The sequence below is a fragment of the Marilutibacter chinensis genome (assembly GCF_021725675.1).
In the GTDB taxonomy this organism is placed as follows: domain Bacteria; phylum Pseudomonadota; class Gammaproteobacteria; order Xanthomonadales; family Xanthomonadaceae; genus Marilutibacter; species Marilutibacter chinensis.
Genome location: NZ_JAKJPO010000015.1, coordinates 1 through 24238, shown reverse-complemented (window position 1 = coordinate 24238; position 24238 = coordinate 1). Strand labels below are relative to the sequence as shown.

Genomic DNA, 24238 nt, shown 5'->3' with positions numbered 1-24238 from the left:
ATCGCACCTTCATCGCGAGGGCGGCGGCTGCAGGCCCGGCGGGTGTTGCGACAGCCAGTGGCGGGTGCGCTGCAGATAGTGGTCGGGCGCCTGCGGCGTGTAGTCGAGGTAGTCGCGATCCCCGGACGAATACGGCACCGCCGGTTCGATCTGTGTGCCCTCGTGCCACTCGTTGAAGGAGGTAACCGCGATGTACGGCGCGCCGCTCGCGATGGCGGCCGCGAACATCCCGTCGTAGTAGCGGCCGCCATCGCGAACGCGGGTGTTGATGCCGTTCCATGGCCGCACCCGCGCGTCGATGTAACCCGGACCTACCGACGGTATGAAGCGCAGCCCGTTGCCTTCCGCCCAATGCTGCAACGAGGGCCAGTGCTCTGGAGTCGCACCGTAGGTGAAGCCGCGGCTGGCGAAATAGGTGTAGAAGCCATCGAAGCCACCGTCGAGGAAGAAGGCATGCTCGTCGGCTTCGACCCAGAGTCCGATCACGTCGGCGTCGAACGCGGTGCCGCGCAGGCTGAGATCGCCGCCAGTCCGCAGCAGGCGCGCCCAGTCGGTGGCCGGGATCTGGTAGGAGTCGTAGACGAAGAACAGCGGCCGGCCGCTGTCAGGATCGCGGAAGAACGCCGGATGACGTCCGAAACGTTCGACGAGACGCATGATCGATCCGCGTGCGGCGACGACATCGGGTCGCGCGGCGGGCTCGATCTGGAAACAGAGCCGGAGCCCGTGGCGGGCGGCGGCGTCGAACAGCAGTGGCAGGCTGCGCGCGCTCGGGTCGTCGTCGCCGAGCCAGGTGACCGCGACGATACCGATGCCGGCCTGCGCGATCATCGCCATGTGTTGCTCGATGACCACGGGGTCGGCGCTGGAGTACTCGCCGAGGGCCGGGTAGAAATCGGCGGCGATATCGCCGTCGCCGGGAATGTCCGGCCGGTCTGGATCCGCCGGATTGAACTTGAGGACCGGATGCGACCAGTGCAGGCGTTCGCCGTCGACGTCGGGGCTGCCGTACCAGTTGTAGTAGAAGACGATCGCGCGCGGGTTCAGCGTCGCCCGCGCCGGTGCGCGGGGGTAACCGGCACAGGCGGTGAGCAGCACGAGCAGCGTTGCCAGCATCGCCGGCAACCCCCGTCCGACGAGGTTCATTGCGCGCCGGTCGCGTGCAGCGGATCGGCCTCGGGAGTGCCGGCAGGTTCCGCCCCGGCGGGCGAACCGAGCAGTTCCATCTCGGCGAGCGAGACCGGGCGCCCCGGATCGCTGGCACCGGTGATGACAAGCCGGTATCGCTTGTAGCGGGCAGGTGCATCGAGCCGGAACGGCCGGGTGTAGCGCGTCCAATCGAAGACCTCGCCGCTGCGACGGTCCAGCTCGCGCCAGGCATCGCCGTCATCGGAACCTTCGAGCACCCAATCGGTCGGGTGGCCGCCGGTGTCGCCGGACGTGAGCGTGTAGAAGGTCACCGCCGCCGCGGGCCGCTCCTCGAATGTCCAGGTCACCTGGACCGGCTCGACAGCTGCACCCGCTGCCGCGAACACCGCCTCGCTATGCGAGGTGTTGTCGAACAGATGTCCGGCCTGCGCGTTGCGCATGTTGGTCGAGGCGATGCCCGTGCCGGCACCGGTGAGGTCGGCCAGCGGGCTCGGCGGCTCATTCCCGGTGGTCAGCGACGGCGGCAGGGCCGCCACGTCGCTGCCCCATCTGCCTGGTTCTGAGGACATCGAGAACTCGATGCGCCCGCCACCGGCCAGCAGGCGGTGCGGAATGACGGTGCTGTTCCACGCCTTGCCGTTGACGGTGACGCCGGCGACATAGACGTTGTCGCGGTCGTTGCCCGGCGCGCTGATCACCAGTTCCCTACCATCCTGAAGATGCACGGTGGCCCGGCTGAACAACGGCGAACCGATCACCAGATGCTCGCTGCCCATCTGCAGCGGGTAGAAACCCAACGCCGCGAACAACCACCATGCCGACGACTCGCCGTTGTCCTCGTCGCCCGGATAGCCCTGACCGATCTCGGAACCGACATACATCCGGGCCAGTGTCTCGCGGACGATCTCCTGCGTTCGCCACGGGCGGCCGGCGTAGAGATACATCCACGGCACGTGATGGGCGACCTGGTTGGAGAAGCCCCACTGCCCCATGCGCACGTCGCGCGCTTCGACCATCTCGTGGATCACTCCGCCATAGGAACCCGGGTAGCGCGCGGTCTCGGGCGTTGCGAAGTATTCGTCCAGCTTGCGCGCAAGGCCTTCGCGGCCGCCGTAGAGATTGGCCAGGCCCTGGCCGTCGTGCGGCACCAGGAACGCAAAGCCCCAGCCGTTGGTCTCTGTGTAGTCGTGATCGTGGCCCCAGACCTGCGGATCGTAGTCTTCGGCCGGCGACTTCCATTTCCCGTCGAGCGAACGCCCCTGGAAGAAGCCGATGGCAGGGTCGAACATGCGCACGTAGTTCAGCGCGCGGCTGCGGTAGTACGCGCTTTCGGTTTCCAGCCGCTCGCGCGAAAGGTCGGTCGCTGGATCCTCCGCCATCGCCGACAGCATGTTGGCGATGCCGTAATCGTTGATGTAGCCCTCCAGCGCCCAGGAGAGTCCCTCGCCCACCGTGCTCGGCACGTATCCGACGAACGGCGCCACGTCCATGCCCTTGCGTCCGATGTTGTCGTTCGGCGGCGCGACCGCGGCATTCCTGATCATCGCCGCGTAGGCGGCTGCGACGTCGATGCCTTCCACGCCCTTGACGTACGCGTCGGCGAACGAGACATCCGAACTGGTGCCCGTCATCAGGTTCGCATAGCCCGGCGACGACCAGCGCGGTACCCAGCCGCCATCGTGGTAATGCTGCAGGAACCCGTTGACCATCTCCGCGGCCTGCCGCGGCGCGAAAAGCGAATAGGCCGCCCAGGTGGTGCGATAGGTATCCCAGAACCCGTTGTTGACGTAGACCTTGCCGTCCACCACCGCTGCCCCGGTCCGCGATTCGGTCGTACCGGGCGGGATGTCCTTGCTGGCCGACGACTGCACCGCATGCTTCCATACCGGCCGCTCGTTGCTGCCAGCGTTCTCGTGCCCGGTGTTCGGGTACAGGAACAGTCGGTACAGGTTGGAATACAGCGTGGTCAGCTGGTCCGGGCTGGCGCCCTCGACCTCGATCACGCCGAGTCTTTCGTCCCAGGCCTTCTGCGCGCGTCCGCGCACGTCCTCGAACGTATCGTCGTCGGCGATCTGCAGCGCGAGGTTGTGCTTCGCCTGCTCGACACTGATCAGGGACGTGGCGATCCGCATCGCGACCGTGCGCTTTTCGCCGGCATCGAAACGAAAGTAACCGGGTACGCTGACCCGCCTGCCTCCATCCGGGCCGTCGGTCGCGACGAGCTTGCCGCTGGCGGTGACCGGGCGGTCGAACTTCGCGTAGACGTACATCCGGCCGGCACCGTTGGACAACCCGCTGCGGGTGTCGGTGTAACCGGTCAGTTCGCCGCTGGCCGGCGAGAGGGACAGGCCGCCGCGGTCGTCGACGTTGTCGAAGATCAGGCTCGCCTCATCGCCCGGGAAGGTGAACCGGAACATCGCCGCGTGATCGGTCGGCGCGATCTCGGCGACGATGCCGTTGTCCAGCGCGACGCGATAGTGGTGCGGCCGGGCGAGCTCGTTCTCGTGCCGGAAGGTCACGGCGCGATCGCTGCGGTTGGCGCTCGGCACGCCGGCGGCAACCGACGGCATGACCTGGAAGGTCTGGCGGTCGCCCATCCAGGGGCTGGTCTCGTGGGACAGCGTCAGCGCTTCCAGCCGCGGCAGGTTTCGCTCGTCGTTGCGCCTGCCGTACTCGTAGAACCAGCTCAGCGAACCGGCATCGGTGACCGGTGCCCAGAAGTTGAAACCGTGCGGCATTGCGGTGGCCGGGATGTTGTTGCCACGGGAGAAGGCGCCGCTGGAGTTCGTACCGCGGGTCGTCAGCACGTGCTCGCTGGGGCGCTTCTGCGATGCGGCCGACGGCGTGTCGGCGGCGACGCGGTCGACGATCGCGATATCGTCGATCCAGCCGCGGAAGCTGGCGGGACCGAATGGCGCATCGATGCCGACCAGGATCTTTTCGATCACCTTGCCTGCGGCTACGTCGCCGATGCGCGACTGCTTGTGATTCCACTGGCCGGTGTAGAGCGACCTGGATTCTCCCTGTCCGCGCGGCGACAGGATGAAGCCGTGCTGGTCCATCGCACCGAGGTCGGACAGGTAGGTGCCATCGCTGAACGCCAGATCGATGCCGACCCAGGTGCTGGGATAGCGCAGGTCGTCCCCGATGAAGCGGGGGAAGATGCGGTAGGACAACTCGGTCCCGGCGGTCACCGGGATGGACACGTCGAAAACGGCTGCCCTGGCCTGTGCACCGGCATCACCATCGACGTCGCCGGAGTATTCCAGCGAACGCACCCCGGTGAACCCTACCCCCGTCCGCGCGGTGTATGCCTCATCGGGGCCGCCGGCGCTGCGCAGCGCGAGCTCCGCGCCCGCCGCACGCCGGACGAGACCGTCGGGGGGCTGCGGCTCGCCATCCTCGAACGACGACCGGAAGCGCTCCCCGCCCAAGGAGGAGGATGCGACTGCCGGTGCCGATATCCCGGATCGTGGCAGCCCGCCAGCCAGCAGGGCTGTGGCCAGCGCGGGACCGGCGAGCAGGCGCCAGCGGGACGAACGTGATGGCATGGAAGTCATTGGACGGCTCGCTCCGGATATGCGGCAGCTTCAGCGCAGGACGTTGAGCACCTCGTGGCAGGCGCCCATGGTGTGGTAGTCGGTCTTGCCGGCCGGACTCTTCTCGTCGCCGTACTTGCGGTTCTCGACATCGAGGATGCGGTACCAGGCGCCATGCTCGTGATCGACCATGTGCGTCCAGGCATACGCCCACAGCCGGCCGTACCAGTCCCAGTACTTCGCGTCGCCGGTGCGGTGCGCAAGCAGCGCCGCCGCGGCCAGCGACTCCGCCTGGACCCAGAAGTACTTGTCGTCGTCGCAGACATACGCGGGTCCCTCCGCAAAGGCCCGGCCACCCATGATCGGGTTCTTCGATGCTTCGCCCTGCTGCAGTGCCCGCTTCAACCCTTCGAACGCGAAACCGTAGACCATGCCGCCGCGCGCCACGTCCCAGGAGTGCTCGAGCGCGGCATCGAACAGCCGGCGCGCGGTCGGCACCAGCCAGGTGGCTTCGACGTCCAGGGCCGTGGCATGCCGGTCGAGGATCAGCAGCAACTTGGTCCACTCGGTCTGGTGGCCGGGCTGGAAACCCCAGGGACGGAACAGATGCTTGGGATCGTCGAGGTGATAGGTCCAGTCGACGTTCCAGTCGGCATCGTAGTGCTCCCATACCAGCCCCCCGGCCAGTGCGGCCTGGCGTCGGGTCATGTGGTCGGCGAGCTTCAGCGCACGGTCGAAGTAGCGACGCTCGCCGCTGGCTTCATATGCGGCCAGCATCGCCTCGCACATGTGCATGTTGGCGTTCTGGCCACGATAGCTTCCGAAGTTCCACCCGGCGTCGGCTTCGTCCCGATACAGACCCGGACCGGACTCCCAGAAACGTGATTCCAGCAGCTGCCAGGTCTCGTCCATCCAGCCACGCGCCTCCTCGATGCCGACCTTGAGCCCGCACGAGTACGCCAGCAGGACGAAGGCGACGCCATAGCAATGATTGGTCGCGTCCTCGACCTCGCCGTCCCGCAGGGTCCAGGCGTAGCCTCCTGTTTCCGGATTGCGGTGTGCCTCCCGCAGGTAGCGCAGGCCATGGCGGACGGCAGCGAGATACTCGCCGCCCAGCGCAGCATCTTCGGTGAATTCACGCGCCGCCATCGCATAGTTGAAGACGAAGCGGGTGCTGCTGACCAGGTGACGGTGACCGCGCTCGTAGACCGTCCCGTCGTCCTTGAAATAATGGAAGAAGCCGCCGTCCGGATCGATGCAACGCGGGTGGTAGAACGCCATCGTCTTCGCGATGTGGGCGCGCAGGACCTCGGCGGAGCGGAAGTCCGGCAGCTGGAGGCCCGGCGTCTGTAGAGCAATCGGATTTTCAGGCGGCATCTTCGTACTGTTCCTTGAGCAGTTGCTGTACTTCGACGCGCGAGGGCATCGCAGCGAACGCCCCGTTGCGGGTCACGGCGAGCGCACCGACCGCGGCGGCGAATCGCAGCGTGCGTTCGACCGCATCGCGGTCGCGGACGAACTGCGGCAGGTGCCCGGCATCCACGCCAGTCTCGGCGAGATGGAACAACAGACCGCCGACGAACGCATCGCCCGCCGCGGTGGTGTCGACTGCGGTGACCCGGAACCCTGGCAGCTCGCCGCTGCCGTCGCGGCCGTGCCAGCGCAGCGGCGCACTGCCATCGGTGACGATCACCCACTGCGTGGCCCCGTCCAGCAGCCGTTCCAGCACCTTGCGTTCGCCGTCCTCGCCGCCGCCATGACCGGCCGCGAGATAGTCGAGCTCATTGCGCGCGAGCTTGACCACGTCGGCGGCCCGCAACGCGCGCCACAGGCGCGGTTGCGGATCGACGTCGCTCGGCCACAGCACCGGGCGCAGATTGAGGTCCATGCTCACCAGCACGCCGGCCTCCCGCGCCATGCGCATGCCGTGCAGCGTCGCGTCGGCGATCGCCTCCTCGGTGAGGCTGTTGGAGCAGACGTGGAACGCCCCGGCGCCGTCAAAACACGATGCTTCGAAATGGCCGGCACGGAACAGCAGGTCGGCCGCCGGCGGGCGGTAGAAGCTGAAGCTGCGCTCGCCCTCGTGATCGAGCGCGACGAACGCCAGCGCGGTACGGGCCTCGCCGGTGCGTACCACGTGCCCGGTACCGACGCCGGCGGTGCGCAGGCTGTCGAGCAGGAAATCGCCGAACATGTCGGTGCCGAGCATGCCCACGAACTCGGCCGCTGCGCCAAGCCGGGCCACGGCGACCGCGACGTTGGCCGGGGCGCCGCCGGCGTGCTGCACGAAGGTGCGCGGGGTATCCGGCGTCGCCACCGGCTGGGCGAAGAAGTCGATCAGGGCTTCGCCGAAGCAGACGATCTTGCGCATGCCCACCTCAGCCCCGGTCGCCATCGACACCACGCAGACGCGAACCGCGCCAGCCGTACCATAGGATGTAGACGTAGCACAGGATCGATACGAAGAACGCGTACTGCAACGCGCGTGTCTCGTTGCCGATGCCGGCCTTGAACAGGTCGACGAACAAGCCCTGCAGTGGCGGGATCACCGCGCCACCGACGATCGCCATCACCAGCAGGCTCGATGCCTTCTCGGTCATCGGCCCGAGCCGCTCGATCGCGAGGGTGAAGACGGTCGGGAACATGATCGAATTGAACAGCCCGACCGCGACCACGCTCCACAGCGCGACCCCGCCCAACGAGTTCATCGTCACCAGCAGCAGCAGGATGTTCATTCCCGCAGCCAGTGGCAGCACCCGCCGGGGATTCGCGCGCATCAGCAGCACCGCGCCCGCGAAGCGGCCGATCATCGCAGCGAAGTGGTAGTACGACAGGTACAGCGACGCATCGCGCTCGCTCATCGCGCCGATTTCCGGCTTCGACACGTAGGTGACCATGAAATGGGCGACGGTGACCTCGACGCCGACATAGAAGAAGATCGCCAGCACGCCCCAGCGCACGTGCGGAAGAGCCAGCACTTCGCGGAAGCCGTGCGGGCGGTCGTCCGCCTGCTCGGTCGCTTCCACCAGCGCCGGCAGACGGAAGAAGTACACCGCCGCGGCCAGCACCAGCAGCGTCGCGGCCACGCCGATGTACAGCGGCTGCACCGTCTGCACGCGCTCACTGGCCGGCAGCGCGGCGAGCTGGTCGGCGCTGAGCATGGTCGCGCTGAAGATCAGCAGGCCGGCCACGTACGGGCCGATGGTGTGTCCGAGCGAGTTGACGGCCTGGGCGAAGTTCAGCCGGCTCGCGGCGCGCTGCGGCGCGCCGAGCAGGCTGACGTAGGGATTGGCCGCGACCTGCAGCACCACCACGCCTGTGGCGAGAATGAACAGCGCCGGCAGGAACAGGTTGAACGAGGCCATCTGCGCCGCCGGCAGCACCAGCAGCGCACCTGCGCCCGCGACCAGCAGGCCTATCACGATGCCGAGCTTGTAGCCCACCTTCGCGACCACCCGGCCCGCCGGCAACGCCATCACGAAGTAGGCGCCGAAGAACGCCGAATCCAGCAGCATCGAGCGCGCATGGGTCAGCTCGAACACCGACTGCAGGTGCGGTATCAGCACGCCGTTGAGCTCGGTGATGAAGCCCCACATGAAGAAGATCGCGGTCATCGCGACCAGCGCCATGCGGGTATTGCCCGCAGGTGCGGCCGCGCCGACCGGCGTGGTGTCGAGTTGGACGGGCGTGCTCATGGGTGGTAGGACACTCGCTGGTCAGGCGCGTCGATGGCGCCGGGAGGGAAGGTACTGGGCAGGAGGGGACGTCATGGCCGCTGTTCTCCGCAGCTGCCACGGACCATCAGGCGCACCGGTGCGATCACCCGTCGCGGCGGCGCGTCGGGATCGCGCACGCGTTCGAGCAGCATCTCGGCCGCCATGCGACCGCAGGCGCGCGGCTGCGCGGCCAGGGTGGTCAGCGGCGGGGTGGACAGGGCGGCCTCACTGATGTCGTCGAAGCCGGTCACGGCGAACTCCGCGCCCGGGCGCACGCCACGCGCACGCAGTCCGAGCATCAGTCCGAAGGCGACATTGTCGTTGTAGCAGACCGCCGCGGTCGTGTCCGGCGCACGCTCGAACAGCTCGGCGGTCCGCGCGGCGGCGTCGACACGGGTCGGACTGGATTCGACCAGCCAGCCCGGCTCCGGCTCGATGCCGGCGTCGCGCAGGGCTTCCAGGTAGCCCTCGCGGCGCTGCCGGCACGAACTCGAGTCCGCGTGGCCGCCGAAGAACGCGATCCGGCTGTGGCCGAGCGCAAGCAGGTGCTCGGTCGCCAGGCGTGCGCCGCGCTGGTTGTCGAGGGCGAGGAAGTCCCAGTCGTGGCCGGGCAGCTCGCGGTTGAACACCAGCACCGGGGTGCGCGCACCGAGCAGGCGCTGCAATGCGGCACCGTCGCTGTGCTCGGCCGGCGACAGGATGATTCCCGCCGGCGCATGTTCGACCAGCGACGCCAGCACGGCCTGCTGCCGTTCCGGCGACTCGGCGGTGCTGCCGAGCAGTGTCACGTATCGGCCCTCGCCCAGCGCTTCGTCGACGCCGGCGGCGAATTCGGCGAAGAACGGATTGGACAGGTCGTTGATGACCAGCGCGACCGACGAGGAGGTCTGCCGGCGCAGATTGGCGGCGGCGCGATTGTAGACATAGCGCTGGCGCTTGAGCTCGGCCTCGACCCGGGCACGGGTGTCGACGTGCACGAGCGGGCTGCCGCGCAACACCAGCGACACCGTCGCGCGCGAGACCCCGCAGGCTTTCGCGATGTCGGTAACGGTGACGGCCTTGCGTCCGGGCCTGGTTGCGGTCATCGGAGTCTCCTTGCGTATCCCTGGATGTGTCCGATTATTGCCGAAATGAATCGATTCAAGCCCGCTCCTGGAGTTTCTCCGGCCGCCGCTCCGGAAGGTCCGTGCGGTACGGCCGCGGGTCCGCTCCGGCGATAGCGTCGCCGCGGATCCGTACCGGAGGCTCCCACGCTGCATCGTCGGTTCCTTTGCCGTGCTCAGCGCAGGTCCGCCGGACAGGACGGCGCCGGCCTGCTCGATGCGGCAACGCCCCAGTCCGACGGCTCGCCGGCGAGCTCGAACTCCAGCTCGCCGCCTTCGCGCAGCTGCGTCCAGTCCAGCCAGACGCGGTCGACCGGCTCGCCGTTGAAGCGTACCTGCCGCGGGTATTGCAGCGCACTGCCGTCCGCGCCCGGCGCACGCACGCTCAGGGTGCGGCCGTTGCCGAGATCGAGCTCGATCCGCTCGAAGCGCGGTGCGTGCAGCACCAGTTCGCCACTGCCCGGCATCAGCGGATACAGGCCGACCGCGCTGAACAGATACCAGGCCGACATCGTGCCGAGGTCGTCGTTGCCGGTCACGCCGTTCGGCGCGTTGGTGAACAGGGTCTGCGCCGTACGCAGCACCGCCGAGGTCTTCCACGGCTGGCCGAGCAGCGTGTACAGCCAGGGCGCATGCAGGTCGGGTTCGTTGTTGGGGTTGTAGCGGTACTGGTTGTAGTAGCTGTACGGACCGACCACCCATTCCTTGCGCGCGGCATGGGCCGGATCGGCGATCAGCGCGTCGTAGGCGAAGAACGTGTCGAGCCGTTGCAGCGCCGCCGCCTCGCCACCCATCGCGGCCGCCAGGCCGGGGACGTCCTGTTGCGCCAGCCACTGGTATTGCCAGGCGGTGCCTTCATGGAAGCCGTGGTTCGAGCGCGGGTCGTAGCCGCCGCGCGGAGGCGCGTACCAACTGCCGTCCTCGACGCGCGGACGCGGAAAGCCGATGAAGTCCAGCTCCGGATCGCGCGCCTGCGCATCCCAGAGATTGCGCCAGTTGCCACCGCGCGCGCCCAGCATGCGGGCGGCCTCGTCGTGACCCAGCGCACCGGCCATAAGCGACAGCGCGCAGTCGGCCAGCGCGTACTCGAGCGTCGCCGATCCCCCGTGATGCGGATCCACGTCCATGCCTTTCGACGGGAACGCGCGGTCGTAGGCCACGAAGCCATCGGCGAGATAACTGTCGTTTCCGGCCCGGCCCTGCGCGCGCGACATCGCCGGCGGGCGTCCGGTCGCGTTCTGCCACAGCGCCTGCCATGCCTGCCGTTCGCGGCCTTCGAGCGCACCGAACTTCCACAGGTCGACCAGGAAAGGCGTGACCGGATCGCCGGTCATGATGTTGGTCTCGAAGTTGGCGTAGCCCCAGCGCGGCAGCCAGCCCATCTGCTCGTGGATCTTCAGCACCGAGTTCGCGATGTCGCGCGCGCGATCCGGCCGCAGAATCGCCAGCAGCTGGTTCTGGGAACGATAGGTGTCCCACAGCGAGAAGTACTCGTAATAGGTCCAGCCATCGGCGACATGGATCTCGTCGTCGTAGCCACGGTAGCGGCCGTCGGCGTCGTTGCCGGTCAGCGGCTGCAGCAGCGCGTGGTAGAGCGCGGTGTAGAACACCGTGCGGTCGTCGTCGCTGCCGCCGGCGACCCGCACCGAGGCCAGCTCCCTGCGCCAGGCGTCCTGCGCCTGCTCCCGCATCTCGTCGAATCCGAGCAGCCTACCGTCGCGCTTGCCCTCGGCTTCGAGGTTGCGGCGCGCACCATCGGCGTCGACGTGCGAGATCGCGCTGATCGCGGTGACGCTGCGCGAGTGGCCGAGGTCGAAGCTCAGCCAGGCACCGTTCGGCACCTCCCACTGCGCACCCATGCCGTGGCGCGAACCGGGTACGCCGCCCTCCTTGTCCCAGGTGCCGAACGCCTGGAACGGGCGGTCGAACTCGAGCCGGAACCATGTCGTGTACTGGCGGCCGCCGCAGAAGCTCTTGGTGACCAGCTTGCCTTCCACCGCACGGTCGCCGACGACCTGGATGACGCTGCCGACGACTTCGTGCTTCGCATTGGCCTGGCCGACATTGACCAGCACATGGCCGGTGTCCACGTCCGCGGCGAAGGTGTAGCGCTCGGCCGCGGCGCGGGTCAGCGCGGTGGCCTCCGCGTCGATGCCGCCGCGGTCGGTCAGTCGCACCCGGTAGTAACCGGCCTCGCCGACCTCGCCGTCATGGCTGTAGGCCGATCCATAGCGGGTGTGATCGAAGCTCTCGGCCCTGGTGGTGTCGAAGTCGCCGCCGGGACCGATCGTGCCGGTCACCGGCAGCACCGATACCTGCCCGCCCTGTTCCCAGCAGCCGGCACCTGAAATGAATGAGTGGCCGAAGCCTTGGATCTTCGGATCGTCGTAGCGCCAGCCCGAATAATGCTCGCCGATCGGCGAAACCTGGATCAGGCCGAACGGCGCCGACGCGCCGGGGAAGGTGTTGCCGTCGTCCTTGCTGCCGATGAAGGTGTTGACCATCGCGGCCAGGTCCTCCCCGGCCGGGACGGCCAGCGCCAAGGACGGCAGCGCCAGTGCGGCCGCGAAGGCGATCGCGCGCAGGCGGCGACGGAGATTCGGACGGGTCGGCGATGGGCTTTCGGGCACGGCGCACCTCTGGATTTCGGGCGGTTGCGAACCTGCAACCGCTGTTCGGGAAATCGTCCGCGGACTGTCGCTGCAGCCGCGATGCACGGGTACGGGAGGAAAAACGAGCCCGGCCGGAACCGGGCTCCATCCCGAGGGAGGGTGGGAAAACGGTATTTGTCACGATCTAAAAATCCAGGTCCGGTAGAGGCCAAATGCCACACCCCTGCCCAACTGGATCGATCCAAATCAAACACAGATGATCGGATCATGCATTCTGCACTGCAGCATGAACTGGACGCCCGGCTCGCCCGGAGTCGCCCCTCCCTGCTGCCCGGATACCCCCCGCCTCCGCCGGCCAGCCCCCCTCACCCCGGTCAGTAGACCTCGAACTCGTAGATCCGCGCCGCCGGATCTCCGTTCTGCGTCGGCGTGACGATGTCGAGCCTCACGTAGCGCCCGCTGACCGGCAATATGTCGTGGCTGGTGACGCTGGCGGTGTTGTCGTTCATCTCGACGACCGGAGCCCAGGTCGCGCCATCGCCCGACACCCCGATGCCGTAGGCCCGAGTATTCCAACCCGTCGATTCGCCGCCGGCGCCGGCATGCCTGAGCACGAAACGCTTGATGCTCCGCGACGCGCCCAGGTCCACCTGCAGCCACTTCGTGGCGGCCAGGGTGCAGAACTTGTCGCTGTTGCCGCCGGAGACGCTGCCGTTGACCGCCTTGGCCGGACCTTCGGCCGAACCGCAGGCGTTCGAGCCCGTTGCCGGCTGCTGCAGCGCCAGGTTGACGTCGCCCGCCGCCGCATGGACCTCGAACTCGTAGATCCGCGCTGCCGGGTTGCCGTCCTGCGCAGGCGTGACGATATCGAGCCTGACATGGCGCGCCGTCACCGACGCAATGTCGTGGCTGGTGATGCTGGCGGTGTTGTCGTTCACCGAGGCCACCGTGGTCCATGTCGAACCGTCGCCCGATACCCGGATGGTGTACGCGCGGGTATTCCAGTCGGTCGATTCGCCGCCGGCGCCGGCATGTCTGATCACGAATCGGCCGATCGCCTGCGACGATCCCAGATCCACCTGCAGCCACTTCGACGCGGCCAACGTGCAGAACTTGTCGCCGTTGCCGCCCGAAACACTGCCGTTGACCGCCCGCTCCGGTCCTTCGCTGGCGTTGCATGCGGTCGAGCCGGTCGCGGGCCTGTTCAACGCCAGGTTGGCCGATCCGACCACGACGGTGTCGGTGCGGCTGGAGCTGGCGCCGTCGTCGTCGGTGACGGTGAGTCTGACCGTATAGCTGCCTGCCGTCGCATAGGCATGGCTGGGCGCCGACGAGGTGGACGAGGCACCATCGCCGAATTCCCAGTAGCGCGAAACAATGTTGCCGTCGCTGTCGCTGGAGGTATCGGTGAAGGATGCGGTCAGGCCACTGACACTGGTCCCGAAGCTGGCTTGCGGCGGCGAGTTGCCGCCAACGGCGGTATTGATCGCGGCAGCGTAATCGGCGGTGGTGCCCTGCGACCAGCACGCCTGGATATCGTCGTACAACCAGATGAAGCCGCCGACGATGCCGGCCGAGGTCTTCCAGCTGGCCATCCGGCTCTGCACCGACGCCGGGCTGTCGCCCGACGTGCAGCCTGTCCCATGCTTCGACCACACCCCGGGATCGACAGCCATGCCAAGGGCGTTCGACCAGGTCGTCGGATCGTTGCCGGCGCCGCCGGCGTAGACCTGCAGATGGATGCCGTCGACCTTGCCCGACAGATTGTTCGCCAGGCTCTGCCAATGGCTCATGTTGGTATACGGAGCCAGAGTGATCGAGTAACCGAGCTCCCAGAGCATCTCGCCGAACAGGGTGGATGAATCGAGGTCGTAGGTGGTCTCGTCGTCGAAGTCGATCGCATCGGCCCCGGTGATCTGCTTCAGCGTCTGGAAATTGCGGTACAGCACGCTGTCCGGACCAGTACCCTCCGCGGCGATCAGGTCCCTGATGTTGTCGAAATCGCCGGTGCCCCATCCGCCGACCGAGGCTTCTATGCGGGTGATCGAGGTCGGCGCCTGCTTCAGTGTGGCCAGGCGCGAGGGCCAGTCCGGATCGCCGATATAGATGCCGTCGGAAATGATCGGCACATTGTTGTAGTGCAGGTCGCCATTGGCGTGCACATGCACGGCGAAGAGGATCACCGTGGTGAAGCCCGATGCACGCAGATCGTCCATCACGGCCTGTCCACCGCTGTAGAACGGGCCGCCGCCGTAGATCGCCGAATCCGCGGACGCATGTGGCGAAGTGAACCCCAGACCCATCAGCACCACGGCCAACCATGCACCACGCACCAACCGGTTACGGTCAAACATTGGTCTCTCCTCCCTGTCGGGTTGCTCGAAGGCCTTCCCGCTCCTCCTGGCTACGGCACATCGCCATGGCAGCGGAAGCAGGCGATTTGCATCGATCCAAATTCGGACGACTTTGAATCGATGCAAATTCCTTATACGCGCCCTCCTCGCCCGCGATCAAACGCCCCCACGCAGTGCGGATCCGGCCCTGGTGGCTCCGCCGCGGGGCCCCTCGCCTCATATTGCAGAGCAACATGCATGTCCCCCCGCCCTGTGTTACATCTACCGCCGCGACGCATTGGATCGATCCAACCGTTCAGGCCCGGAGAAGGGTGCCGGTCGAGTATCCGTCCCATGGATACCGGCAGCCGGCAGGCACAGGGGGTGCCTCGTGGGTACCGATGCCGCCCTCAAATTAGATCGATATAAATTCCGATCGTCCGAGGCCACTCAACCTGGAGAGGGAGATTGAGATGTCACATTCGTATATCCGGAGCTCGCTGTCCGCGGCCATAGCCATCGCCCTGACCGCGGCCACGGCAGTTCCAACCCGCGCGTTCGCCCAGGAGACGGCGGAATCCGCTGCACCCGACGCGGCCACCGACCTCGATGCGGTCGTCGTCACCGGCTACCGCTACGCGATCGAGGAAAGCCTGGAGCAGAAGCGCAACGCCAACGCGATCGTCGAGGTCATCACCGCCGAGGACGTGGGCAAGTTTCCCGACAAGAACGTGGCCGACGCGCTGCAGCGCGTGCCGGGCGTGGTCGTCAGCCGCGACGGCGGCGAAGGCAAGAGCGTCAGTGTCCGTGGTCTGCGCCCGGATCTGACCCTGACCCAGTTGAACGGCAACTACATCGCCACGGCCGAATCCAACGGCGACCCGACCCGTTCGTTCAACTACATGCTGCTGCCGTCGAACATGCTGTCCGGCGCCGAGCTGTTCAAGACGCCGGAAGCGCGCATCGACGAAGGCGGCGTCGGCGGCACCGTGATCCTGCACACCCGCCGTCCGCTGGACATGGAATCGAATACCGGTTTCGTTTCCGTCGAAGGCACCCGTGCCGACACCACCGATAAGACCGACGGCCAGTTCTCGGGCTCGTATTCGTGGCACGACGCGGAGGACCGCTTCGGCGTCTTCGTCGGCTACACCCAGCAGAAGCGCACTACGCGCACCATGGGCGCCAGCACCGAAAACTGGCAGTGGTACGGTCGCGATGAAGGCGGCACCGCGGTCGACGTCAACGGTCGGCCCTCCGATTTCAATTCGAACTGGTGGGGCGGTACGGGCTTCCACGACCAGAACGGCAACTACTACACCGGCTTCATGATGCCGACCTCGGTCAACCTGGACGTGCTCGAAGAAGAGCGCGAGCGCAAGGGTGGCCAGCTGACCTTGCAGTTCAGGCCGACCGACAACCTGACACTGACCGCGAACTACTTCCGTTTCGACCTGTCGCAGGACTCGCAGACCAACACGCTGAAAGTTCCGGAGTGGAACATCGCCCGCTATCACGGCGACGGCAACTGGCCCGGCGGCCGCCTGCTCGACGGCCTGACCTTCGACCCCAGCGGCACCATCGTCACCGGCGCGGACTACAGCCTGCATCCGGACAAGGCGTACTACTGCAGCGAGGACGAAGCCGCCGCAGCCGGCATGGCTCCGGGCGGTTGGGGTCCGGACGACTGCACCGTGCCGACGCCACAGATCACCGGCAGCTACAACATCGAGAAGTCCCGCTCGCAGAGCTTCGATTTCGGCGGCGAGTGGCGCGGCGAGGACTTCGACGTCTCCTTCAAGGTCGGCCGCACCTGGGCCAAGGGCGGTCCGGAACTCCAGTTCTCGCTGCCGATCAAGCCCCGCCGCCAGAATGCGGACGGCAGCTGGACCAACGGCAACTACGCCAGTTCGTGGGACCTGACCGGCACGCCGACCATGACCTTCTCGCCGGAACTGATGCAGAACCTGCGGGACGGCATCCTGCAGGTCGATCTCGGCTCGACCGGTTCGTCCTGGACCCGCAACAGCGACGAGCAGAAGTACGCCCAGGTCGACACCACCTGGCGCTTCGACAGCGACTTCCTGGATTCGATCCAGTTCGGCATCAAGGGCCGGGAGGGCGGTATCCACCGCAGCACCGGCAACAGCTACTGGGTGTGCCCGGGCACCGATCCGGGCGACTACGACAACCGCTACTGGAACGGTCGCTGCAACGACCTCGCCACCCAGTTCTCGCCGGACTTCCTGTATTCGTTGGGCAACCTCGCGGGCGGCATCAATGCCAGCGCCTACCCGGCGATCAACTTCCCGGCCTACATCGCCTATCTGAACAGCACCTACGGCGCGCAGCAGACCCGCGAGGAGCCGAACTTCGTCTACAACGTCGACGAAACGATCTACTCGGCCTACCTGCAAGCCAACTTCCGCACCGATCGGCTGCGCGGCAACATTGGCCTGCGCTTCGCCAGCACCGAGCAGCATGCCGACTCGACCGACAAGGTCACCTCCTACAACGACTACTTCTACGACGGCGCCGACGGCAATCCGCTGGCCTGTCAGCAGAACGACCCCGCGCCGGGCGGCGCGCCCGCCGACACCTACTGCGGCAGCGAGGGGTACTGGAGGCTCTCGGACAGCCTGGCGCGAACCGAAACCTACGAGGTCGCCGCGCTCGACCGCACTTACACGGACGTGCTGCCGAGCTTCAACCTGGCCTACGAGCTGACCTACGACCTGGTGCTGCGCGCCGCCGCCTCCAAGGTGATCTCGCGCCCGAGCTACGGTGCCATCGCCAGTCCGGGCAGCCTGGAGTACTTCAGTCCCGAGTACATCAACGATCGCCGCCTGACCGGTGGCGCGAGCGAGCAGGGCTGGTACGGCAGCGGCAGCAACAAGAGGCTGGAGCCATACGAAGCCGAACAGTACGACCTGGGCGTGGAATGGTACTTCCAGCCGGGTTCGGTCCTGGGCCTGGGCCTGTTCCGCAAGAACGTCAGCAACTTCGCGGTGCCGGTCGTGAACGACGTGGACATGGTCGTCAACGGCGAGACCGTGACGGTGCAGAACTATCGGACCGATGCCGGTGGCCGCGATGGTGTTTCGCAGGGCGTCGAGCTGTATGCCCAGCACACGCTGGATCTCGGCCTGGGCTTCCAGTTCAACTACACCTACAACGACACCAACGAAGCGGCCATCGTCCTCGAGGACGGCACCAAGCTCGGCGAGTCCCCGCTGGTGGGCAGCGCGAAGAACCAGACCAACTTCACCGTGTTCTACGAGAACGACAAGCTCTTGCTGCGCGCTTCGTACAACCGTCGCGGCGAGGTGGTGCAAGGGTTGGTGAACGGCTTGAACGTCTACCAGGAGCCGTACCAGCAGATCGACCTGAACGCTGCGTACAACATCACCCCGGCGCTGAGCCTGAGCGCTTCGGTGCTGAACCTGACCAAGGAGGAGACGCGCTCCCATCTGGGCAACGACACCAAGGACCGCTTCTACTCCAACGGCTACGCTGGCCGCGTCGCATACCTCGGCCTGACCTACAAGTTCTGACCCCCCGCCCCCTCGTGCCCGGCGGCACGAGGGGGTACCGTCGGCCGGCGTCTGCCGGTCTCTTTCTATGGGGTATGCAGTGAGCAGCGACAACCGGATCAGGAACGTGGTCGTCGTAGGCGGCGGCAGCGCCGGCTGGATGGCCGCGGCAACGCTGGCCACCTACCTGGGAAAGGGCGCCTCCATCCGCCTGGTCGAATCCGAGGAGATCGGCATCGTCGGCGTGGGCGAGGCCAGCGTCCCCCACATGAAGACCTTCAACAGCGAGATGCTGGGGATCAAGGAGGTCGACTTCGTCACCCATACCCGCGGCACGTTCAAGCTCGGCATCGAGTTCAGGAACTGGGGCCGCCTTGGCGACAGCTACATCCACGGCTTCGGCAGGATCGGCCAGGGCATCGGCCCACTGCCGTTCCACCAGTTCTGGCTGAAGCTGTTCCTCGCCGGACGCGCGGCCGACATCGGCGCCTACTCGCTGCAGACCGTGGCCGCGCCGCAGGACAGGTTCATGGTCAGCCCGGGCAATGCGCCTGCGGATTCGCCGCTGTCCGACATCGCCTACGCCTACCACTTCGATGCCGGCCTGTACGCGCGCTTCCTGCGCACTCTTTCGGAAAGGCGCGGCGTGAAGCGCACTGAAGGCAGGATCGTCGACGTGGTCCAGCGCGCGGAAGACGGATTCATCGAAGCGGTCGTGATGGAAAGCGGCGAACGCATCGAGGGCGAGCTGTTCATCGACTGCTCGGGCTTCCGTGGCCTGCTGATCGAGCAGGCATTGAAGACCGGCTACGTCGACTGGACCCACTGGCTGCCTTGCGACAGGGCGATGGCCGTACCCTGCGAAGTCGTCGCTCCGCCGACACCCTACACGCGGTCGACCGCGCTGAAGGCGGGCTGGCAGTGGCGCATCCCGCTGCAGCACCGCGTCGGCAACGGCTACGTCTACTCGAGCAGCCATCTCGGCGACGACGAGGCGGCCTCGACCCTGCTGGCGAACCTCGACGGCAAGCCGCTCGCGGACCCACGCCCGCTGCGCTTCACCACCGGCATGCGCAGGAAGCTCTGGAACAGGAACGTGGTCGCGCTGGGCCTGGCCAGCGGCTTCCTGGAGCCGCTGGAGTCGACCAGCATCTACCTGGTCCAGTCCGGCCTCGGCCGTCTGCTTGGCCTGTTCCCCAGCCGCGATTTCGACCCGCTGCTGGCCGAACGTTTCAACCGCGAGTCCGCGTTCGAATACGAGCGTACCCGCGACTTCCTGATCCTGCACTACAACGCGACTGAGCGTGACGACACTCCGTTCTGGGACTACTGCCGCACGATGTCGATCCCGGACACCTTGCGCGAGGCCATCGACCTGTTCCGCAGCGACGGCCGCTACTTCCGCAATGGCGAGGACTTCTTCGCGCTGCCGAGCTGGGTACAGGTGATGCTCGGCCAGCGCATCGTGCCACGCGGCTACCACCCGATCGTCGACGAGATGCCCGAGGACGACCTGGTCAGGCACGTCGAGCGCGTGCGCCAGGTGATCGCCAACTGCGTCGGCGCGATGCCCAGCCACCAGGATTTCATCGACCAGTACTGCAAGGCGCCGAATCCATGACCGACCCGTTCCATGCTTCCGGGCGCGCATCGCCTGCCCCGCGCCGCCTCGCCCCGCGTCGATCGGGCGCGCACCGGCTTGTCCGATGCCTGCTCGCCGGGCTCGCCCTCGCCCTGGCCGCCACCACGGCCATCGCCGCTTCGCCGGAAGAAGTCGTCCTCGATCGCGACTGGCAGTTCCGCCAGCTGCCCGCCAGTCCCCAGGCACGGGCGCATCCCGAGACCGCCGCATGGCGCGCCGCGACCGTGCCCGGCACGGTCCACACCGACCTGCTCGCCCACGGCCTGATCCCCGATCCCTACGTCGGCGCATCCGAGGCCGGGCTGCAATGGATCGGCCTGGCCGACTGGGAATACCGGACCGGATTCGACGTACCCGCCGACGCGCTGGGCGCCGCACGCAGCGATCTGGTGTTCGAGGGCCTGGACACCTTCGCCGAGGTCTATCTCAACGGCGAGAGGATCCTCGATGCCGACAACTTCTTCCGCACCTGGCGGGTGCCGGTACAGGGCAAGTTGCAGGACGGCGGCAACGAGTTGCGCGTGGTGCTGCGCTCGCCGATCAACCGCATGTTGCCGCACGTACAGGCGATGCCGCACAAGATCGCCGGCAACTATCCCTCGCCCTACGGCGACGAACCGCGCGACGCGATGACCGCCAACTTCGTGCGCAAGCCGGGCTACCACTACGGCTGGGACTGGGGTCCGCGCTACGTCACCGCGGGCGTGTGGCGACCGGTGAAGTTGCAGAGCTGGAACGAGGTCCGCATCGACGATCTGCACATCCGCCAGGAGAAGGTCACCGCCGAACGTGCCGAGCTGAGCGTGCAGGTCGACCTCGATGCCGCCCGCGCAAGCGACTACGAGCTGCGCCTGTGGCAGAGCGCGCCCGACGGCAGGCGCAGGCAAGTGGCAAGACAACGCGTCGACGTGACTGCCGGTATGAACACGGTGACCGTACCGTTGAGCATCGACGAGCCGCAACGCTGGTTCCCGGTCGGCTATGGCGCGCAGCCGCTGTACCGCTTCGACGTGGAAGTCCGCGAAGGTCCGAAGACAGTGGCCGGTGCCAGCGAGCGCACCGGACTGCGTAGCGTCGAGCTGCGCCGCGAACGCGACGACGAAGGAGAAAGCTTCGCCTTCGTCGTCAACGGCACTCCGGTGTTCGCCAAAGGGGCCAATTTCATCCCGTTCGACATGTTCCAGCCGCGCGTGACCGATGCGCAGTTGCGCCACGTGCTGCAATCCGCGGTGGACGCCAACATGAACATGATCCGCGGCTGGGGTGGTGGCTACTATGAGAGCGACACGTTCTACGATATCGCCGACGAGCTCGGACTGATGGTGTGGCAGGATTTCATGTTCGGCGGCGGCATGCAGCCCGCCTACGACGACGCATTCCGCGCCAACGTGGTCGCCGAGGCACGCGATCAGGTGCGTCGCCTGCGCGATCATCCCAGCATCGTGCTCTGGTGCGGCAACAACGAGGAAGAGATCGCGTGGAAGTACTGGGGCGGCGGCGACTACGGCCAAGCCCTGAAGGCGCGCGCGCCGGCGTTCGCACAGAAGGTATGGGATGGCTACGTGCAGTTGTTCGGACGCGACCTGCGCAAGGTCGTCGCAGAGGAAGGCGGCGGCATCGGGTACTGGCCGAGTTCGCCGAGCAACGACCTGGCCGAGGTTGCGAACACGCCCGCCGCCGGCGACATGCACTACTGGGAGGTGTGGGGCAACCCCGCGCATCCGCCGATCAAGTATCTCGACATCACGCCCCGCTTCATGTCCGAGTACGGCCTGCAGGCGTGGCCGGTGCAGCGCACGGTCGACTATTTCGCCAAGCGCAGCGAACAGGGAATCGACACGCCCGTGATCGAGGCGCACCAGAAGTTCCTCGCCGGCAAGGGCAACGAACGACTGATGCACTACGTACGCATGGAATTCGGCGAACCCGAGGACTTCGGCGACTTCATCTATCTGAGCCAGGTCACCCAGGCAGAGGCCATCGAACTGGCGGCGCTGCATCACCGCGCGAGCCGCCCGTACACCATGGGCACGCTGTACTGGCAGCTCAATGATGTGTGGCCCGGCGCCTCGTGGTCGGGCATCGACTGGTTCGGACGCTGGAAGGCGCTGCAGTTCCATGCCCGCCGCTTCTTCGCCCCGGTCGCCGTTGCCGCGCTACGCAAGGATGGCGAAACCCGCGTGCACCTGGTTTCCGACCGCACCCGCGAATCGCAGGGCGAACTGCGCGTGCGGGTCATCGGCATGGATGGCGACGTGTTGCGCGACGAACGACGCATCGTGATCCTGCCGCCGCTGTCGTCGATCGAAGCCGCACGGTACACCGACGGCGGGCTGCTCGGCGACGCCAGTCCCACGGCGACCGCCGCGGCCTTCGACCTGAAGGTCGAAGGCGAGCCGCCGTCGCGTCGCGTGGTCTGGTTCAGCGCCGCGAGGGACATCGACTGGGGGAATCCCGATCTGCGGGCAACGCTGACCCGCGACGGCGACGATTACCTGCTCGAGCTGCGCAGCGCACGGATCGCACGTGCGGTATGGATCGACTTCGGAGACCTTGATGCCAAGCTGACCGACAACGCACTGACCCTGCTGCCGGGCGAGACCGTGAGAGTCAGGCTGCAGTCCAAAGCAAGCCTGGACGAACTGCGCACCGCGCTGTCCATGCGCTCGCTGGCGGACGCGGTCCCGCCGCCGTCACGCTGACGCGCGCAGCGCGTCGCGCAATGCCGCGACCGTATCGCGGTCGCTCTGCCGCCAGTCCGGCGTCAGGCCGGGCAGGTGCGTGCGGTGGCGCATTGCCGACCGTCGCAGCGCCCCGGCGGAGGCATGGAACTCATCGGCGCCGCTGCGTTCGCGCAGCAGCGCGATGTTTCCGGGATCGACGCCCGCACCCGCCATCACCCTGATCCGTCCCGCCGCCTGTCGCACGAGTGCGGCGATGGTCTCCGCCCCTTCCGGCGCGGACGCTTTCGCACCCGAGGTCAGCACCCGTTCGCAGCCGAGGTCGATCGCGGCCTCCAGGGCGGCGGACGGATCACGGGCAACGTCCAGCGCGCGATGGAACGTCACTCCAAGCGGGCCAGCCACGGTGACCAGCTCGCGACATGCCATCCGATCGACGTCACCATCGGCATCCAGCGCACCGATCACCACGCCGTCGCAACCGAGACGGACACAAGCCTCGATATCGCGGCACATCGCCTCGCATTCGCCGGCGTCGTAGAGAAAATCGCCGCCGCGCGGACGGATCAGCACATACAGCGGAATCCGCAACCGGTCGCGCGCCGCCGCGATCGTGCCGTAGGACGGCGTGCAGCCGCCGTCGCCGAGGTTCTCGCACAGTTCGATGCGGTCGGCGCCGCCGGCCTGTGCCGCCAGCGCAGAAGCCAGCGAGTTCGCGGCGATCTCCAACGATGGCGAGTCCCGGAGGGCGGTGGCGGTCACGTCTGCTGCGCCTCGTAGATCGAACCTGCGTCGCGCAGGCGATCATGCGGCCCGGCACCGCCATCGTGGACGGCATAGACGAAACCTTCGTGCAGCGCGAACGCGCCGACCTCGCCGTCGCGGCTCAGTGCCAGGAAGCAGACCTGCAGTTGGCGGCTGGCCTCCGGCCGTTTGCGCAATACCCGTTCGATCGCCTCCCGGCAGGCGTCCGCCGGCGAGCGACCCTGGCGCATCAGCTCGACCACAAGGAAACTCGCGGCGTTGCGGATCATCTCCTCGCCGACACCGGATGCGGTCGCGGCGCCGACTTCGTTGTCGACATACAGACCAGCACCGACGATCGGGCTGTCGCCGACCCGCCCATGCATCTTCCAGGCCATCCCGCTGGTGGTGCAGGCGCCAGCCAGCTTGCCGCCGGCATCAAGGGCGAGGATGCCGAGGGTGTCGTGATTGCTCTTGTCGCCGGGGCGTTGCATCCGCTCGGCGTTGATCTGCGGGTTGTACTCCGACGTCTCGAGCCATTCGCGCCAGGCTTGGCGCGCCTCGTCGGTCAGTAGCGGCGTCTTCTCGAAGCCCTGCGCGACCGCAAACTGTTGGGCGCCGGCGCCGACCAGCATCACGTGCGGCGTCTTTTCCATCACCGCACGGGCGACCGAAACCGGATGGGCGATGTCCTCGAGCGCGGCGACCGCGCCGCAGCGGCCATCGCCGTCCATGATGCTGGCGTCCAGGGTCAGCACGCCGTCGCGATCGGGATTGCCGCAGCGGCCGACGGTCGGATTGCACAGATCGGACTCGGCCCAGCGCGCGCCGGCCTCGACCGCATCCAGCGCCGAACCGCCTGCGCCGAGCACGCGCCAGGCGGCCGCATTGGCGCCAACACCGAAGTCCCAGGTCGAGACCACCCTCGCGCCACCCACCGCCGTCGGCGCGGCGGCGCCCAGATGACCCAGCGGCAGAGCGGCGGCGCCAGCACCCAACGCGGCGGCCTGCAGGAATCGGCGACGACTGGTCATGCGGGAGCATCCTTGGTCGAGTGGCTTTTCGGCCTGCCATTCTATCGATCCAGAGCGGATTCCTGCGCCTGCTCAGGCCGACGCGTAACGTGCGGCACCGCCGATCCAGCGTGCGACGATCCGCTCGGCGAGCTGCGGCGACTCGCGCATCA

At 67.2% G+C, this 24238-nt stretch carries 13 protein-coding genes; 3 read left to right on the top strand and 10 right to left on the bottom strand.

Annotated elements, in window-relative coordinates; translation table 11 throughout:
* Positions 1-9: 9 nt before the first annotated feature.
* The 8 genes from L3V18_RS16245 to L3V18_RS19305 all read right to left on the bottom strand — a co-directional run bounded on the left by L3V18_RS16245 (position 10) and on the right by L3V18_RS19305 (position 14473).
* Positions 10-1146, bottom strand: coding sequence for a glycoside hydrolase family 71/99 protein (locus L3V18_RS16245; protein ID WP_237056303.1), 1137 nt, complete (start codon positions 1144-1146; stop codon positions 10-12).
* Entirely contained in the window at positions 1143-4700 is a 3558-nt protein-coding gene (locus tag L3V18_RS16240; protein ID WP_237056302.1) for a GH92 family glycosyl hydrolase, read from the bottom strand. The genes L3V18_RS16245 and L3V18_RS16240 overlap by 4 nt, the downstream gene beginning before the upstream one ends.
* Positions 4701-4739: 39 nt before the next feature.
* Positions 4740-6065: an AGE family epimerase/isomerase gene (locus tag L3V18_RS16235; protein WP_237056301.1), complete on the bottom strand. Its 1326-nt coding sequence runs from the start codon at positions 6063-6065 to the stop codon at positions 4740-4742.
* Positions 6055-7059 carry a carbohydrate kinase family protein gene (locus L3V18_RS16230; protein ID WP_237056300.1) on the bottom strand — a complete coding sequence of 335 codons (1005 nt, stop codon included), beginning with the start codon at positions 7057-7059 and terminating at the stop codon, positions 6055-6057. Before L3V18_RS16230 ends, L3V18_RS16235 begins: the two co-directional genes overlap by 11 nt.
* 7 nt (positions 7060-7066) lie before the next feature.
* Entirely contained in the window at positions 7067-8383 is a 1317-nt protein-coding gene (locus tag L3V18_RS16225) for a sugar MFS transporter (protein ID WP_425493549.1), read from the bottom strand.
* 71 nt (positions 8384-8454) lie between these two features.
* Positions 8455-9489, bottom strand: coding sequence for a LacI family DNA-binding transcriptional regulator (locus tag L3V18_RS16220; protein ID WP_237056299.1), 1035 nt, complete (start codon positions 9487-9489; stop codon positions 8455-8457).
* 194 nt (positions 9490-9683) lie between these two features.
* Complete coding sequence (locus tag L3V18_RS16215; RefSeq protein ID WP_425493548.1) at positions 9684-12137, bottom strand: GH92 family glycosyl hydrolase; 2454 nt, start codon at positions 12135-12137, stop codon at positions 9684-9686.
* Between the two features lie 356 nt (positions 12138-12493).
* Positions 12494-14473 (bottom strand): galactose-binding domain-containing protein, encoded by a 1980-nt coding sequence (locus L3V18_RS19305; RefSeq protein ID WP_305068987.1) that lies wholly within the window; start codon positions 14471-14473, stop codon positions 12494-12496.
* A gap of 452 nt (positions 14474-14925) precedes the next feature.
* Here L3V18_RS19305 and L3V18_RS16200 point away from each other — a divergent pair, with 452 nt between their 5' ends.
* The 3 genes from L3V18_RS16200 (at position 14926) to L3V18_RS16190 (ending at position 22329) form a co-directional block, all read left to right on the top strand.
* Positions 14926-18006 carry a TonB-dependent receptor gene (locus tag L3V18_RS16200; RefSeq protein WP_237056298.1) on the top strand — a complete coding sequence of 1027 codons (3081 nt, stop codon included), beginning with the start codon at positions 14926-14928 and terminating at the stop codon, positions 18004-18006.
* 79 nt (positions 18007-18085) lie between these two features.
* On the top strand, positions 18086-19606 hold the full coding sequence (locus L3V18_RS16195) for a tryptophan halogenase family protein (protein ID WP_343226351.1): 1521 nt from the start codon (positions 18086-18088) through the stop codon (positions 19604-19606).
* Positions 19603-22329 carry a beta-mannosidase gene (locus L3V18_RS16190; protein ID WP_237056297.1) on the top strand — a complete coding sequence of 909 codons (2727 nt, stop codon included), beginning with the start codon at positions 19603-19605 and terminating at the stop codon, positions 22327-22329. The genes L3V18_RS16195 and L3V18_RS16190 overlap by 4 nt, the downstream gene beginning before the upstream one ends.
* Here the strand turns inward: L3V18_RS16190 and L3V18_RS16185 are convergent.
* Together L3V18_RS16185 and L3V18_RS16180 are read right to left on the bottom strand one after the other, a co-directional pair.
* Positions 22321-23070 (bottom strand): copper homeostasis protein CutC, encoded by a 750-nt coding sequence (locus L3V18_RS16185; protein ID WP_237056296.1) that lies wholly within the window; start codon positions 23068-23070, stop codon positions 22321-22323. The genes L3V18_RS16190 and L3V18_RS16185 overlap by 9 nt on opposite strands.
* Entirely contained in the window at positions 23067-24086 is a 1020-nt protein-coding gene (locus L3V18_RS16180) for a glycosylasparaginase (RefSeq protein WP_237056294.1), read from the bottom strand. Before L3V18_RS16180 ends, L3V18_RS16185 begins: the two co-directional genes overlap by 4 nt.
* Positions 24087-24238 lie beyond the last annotated feature (152 nt).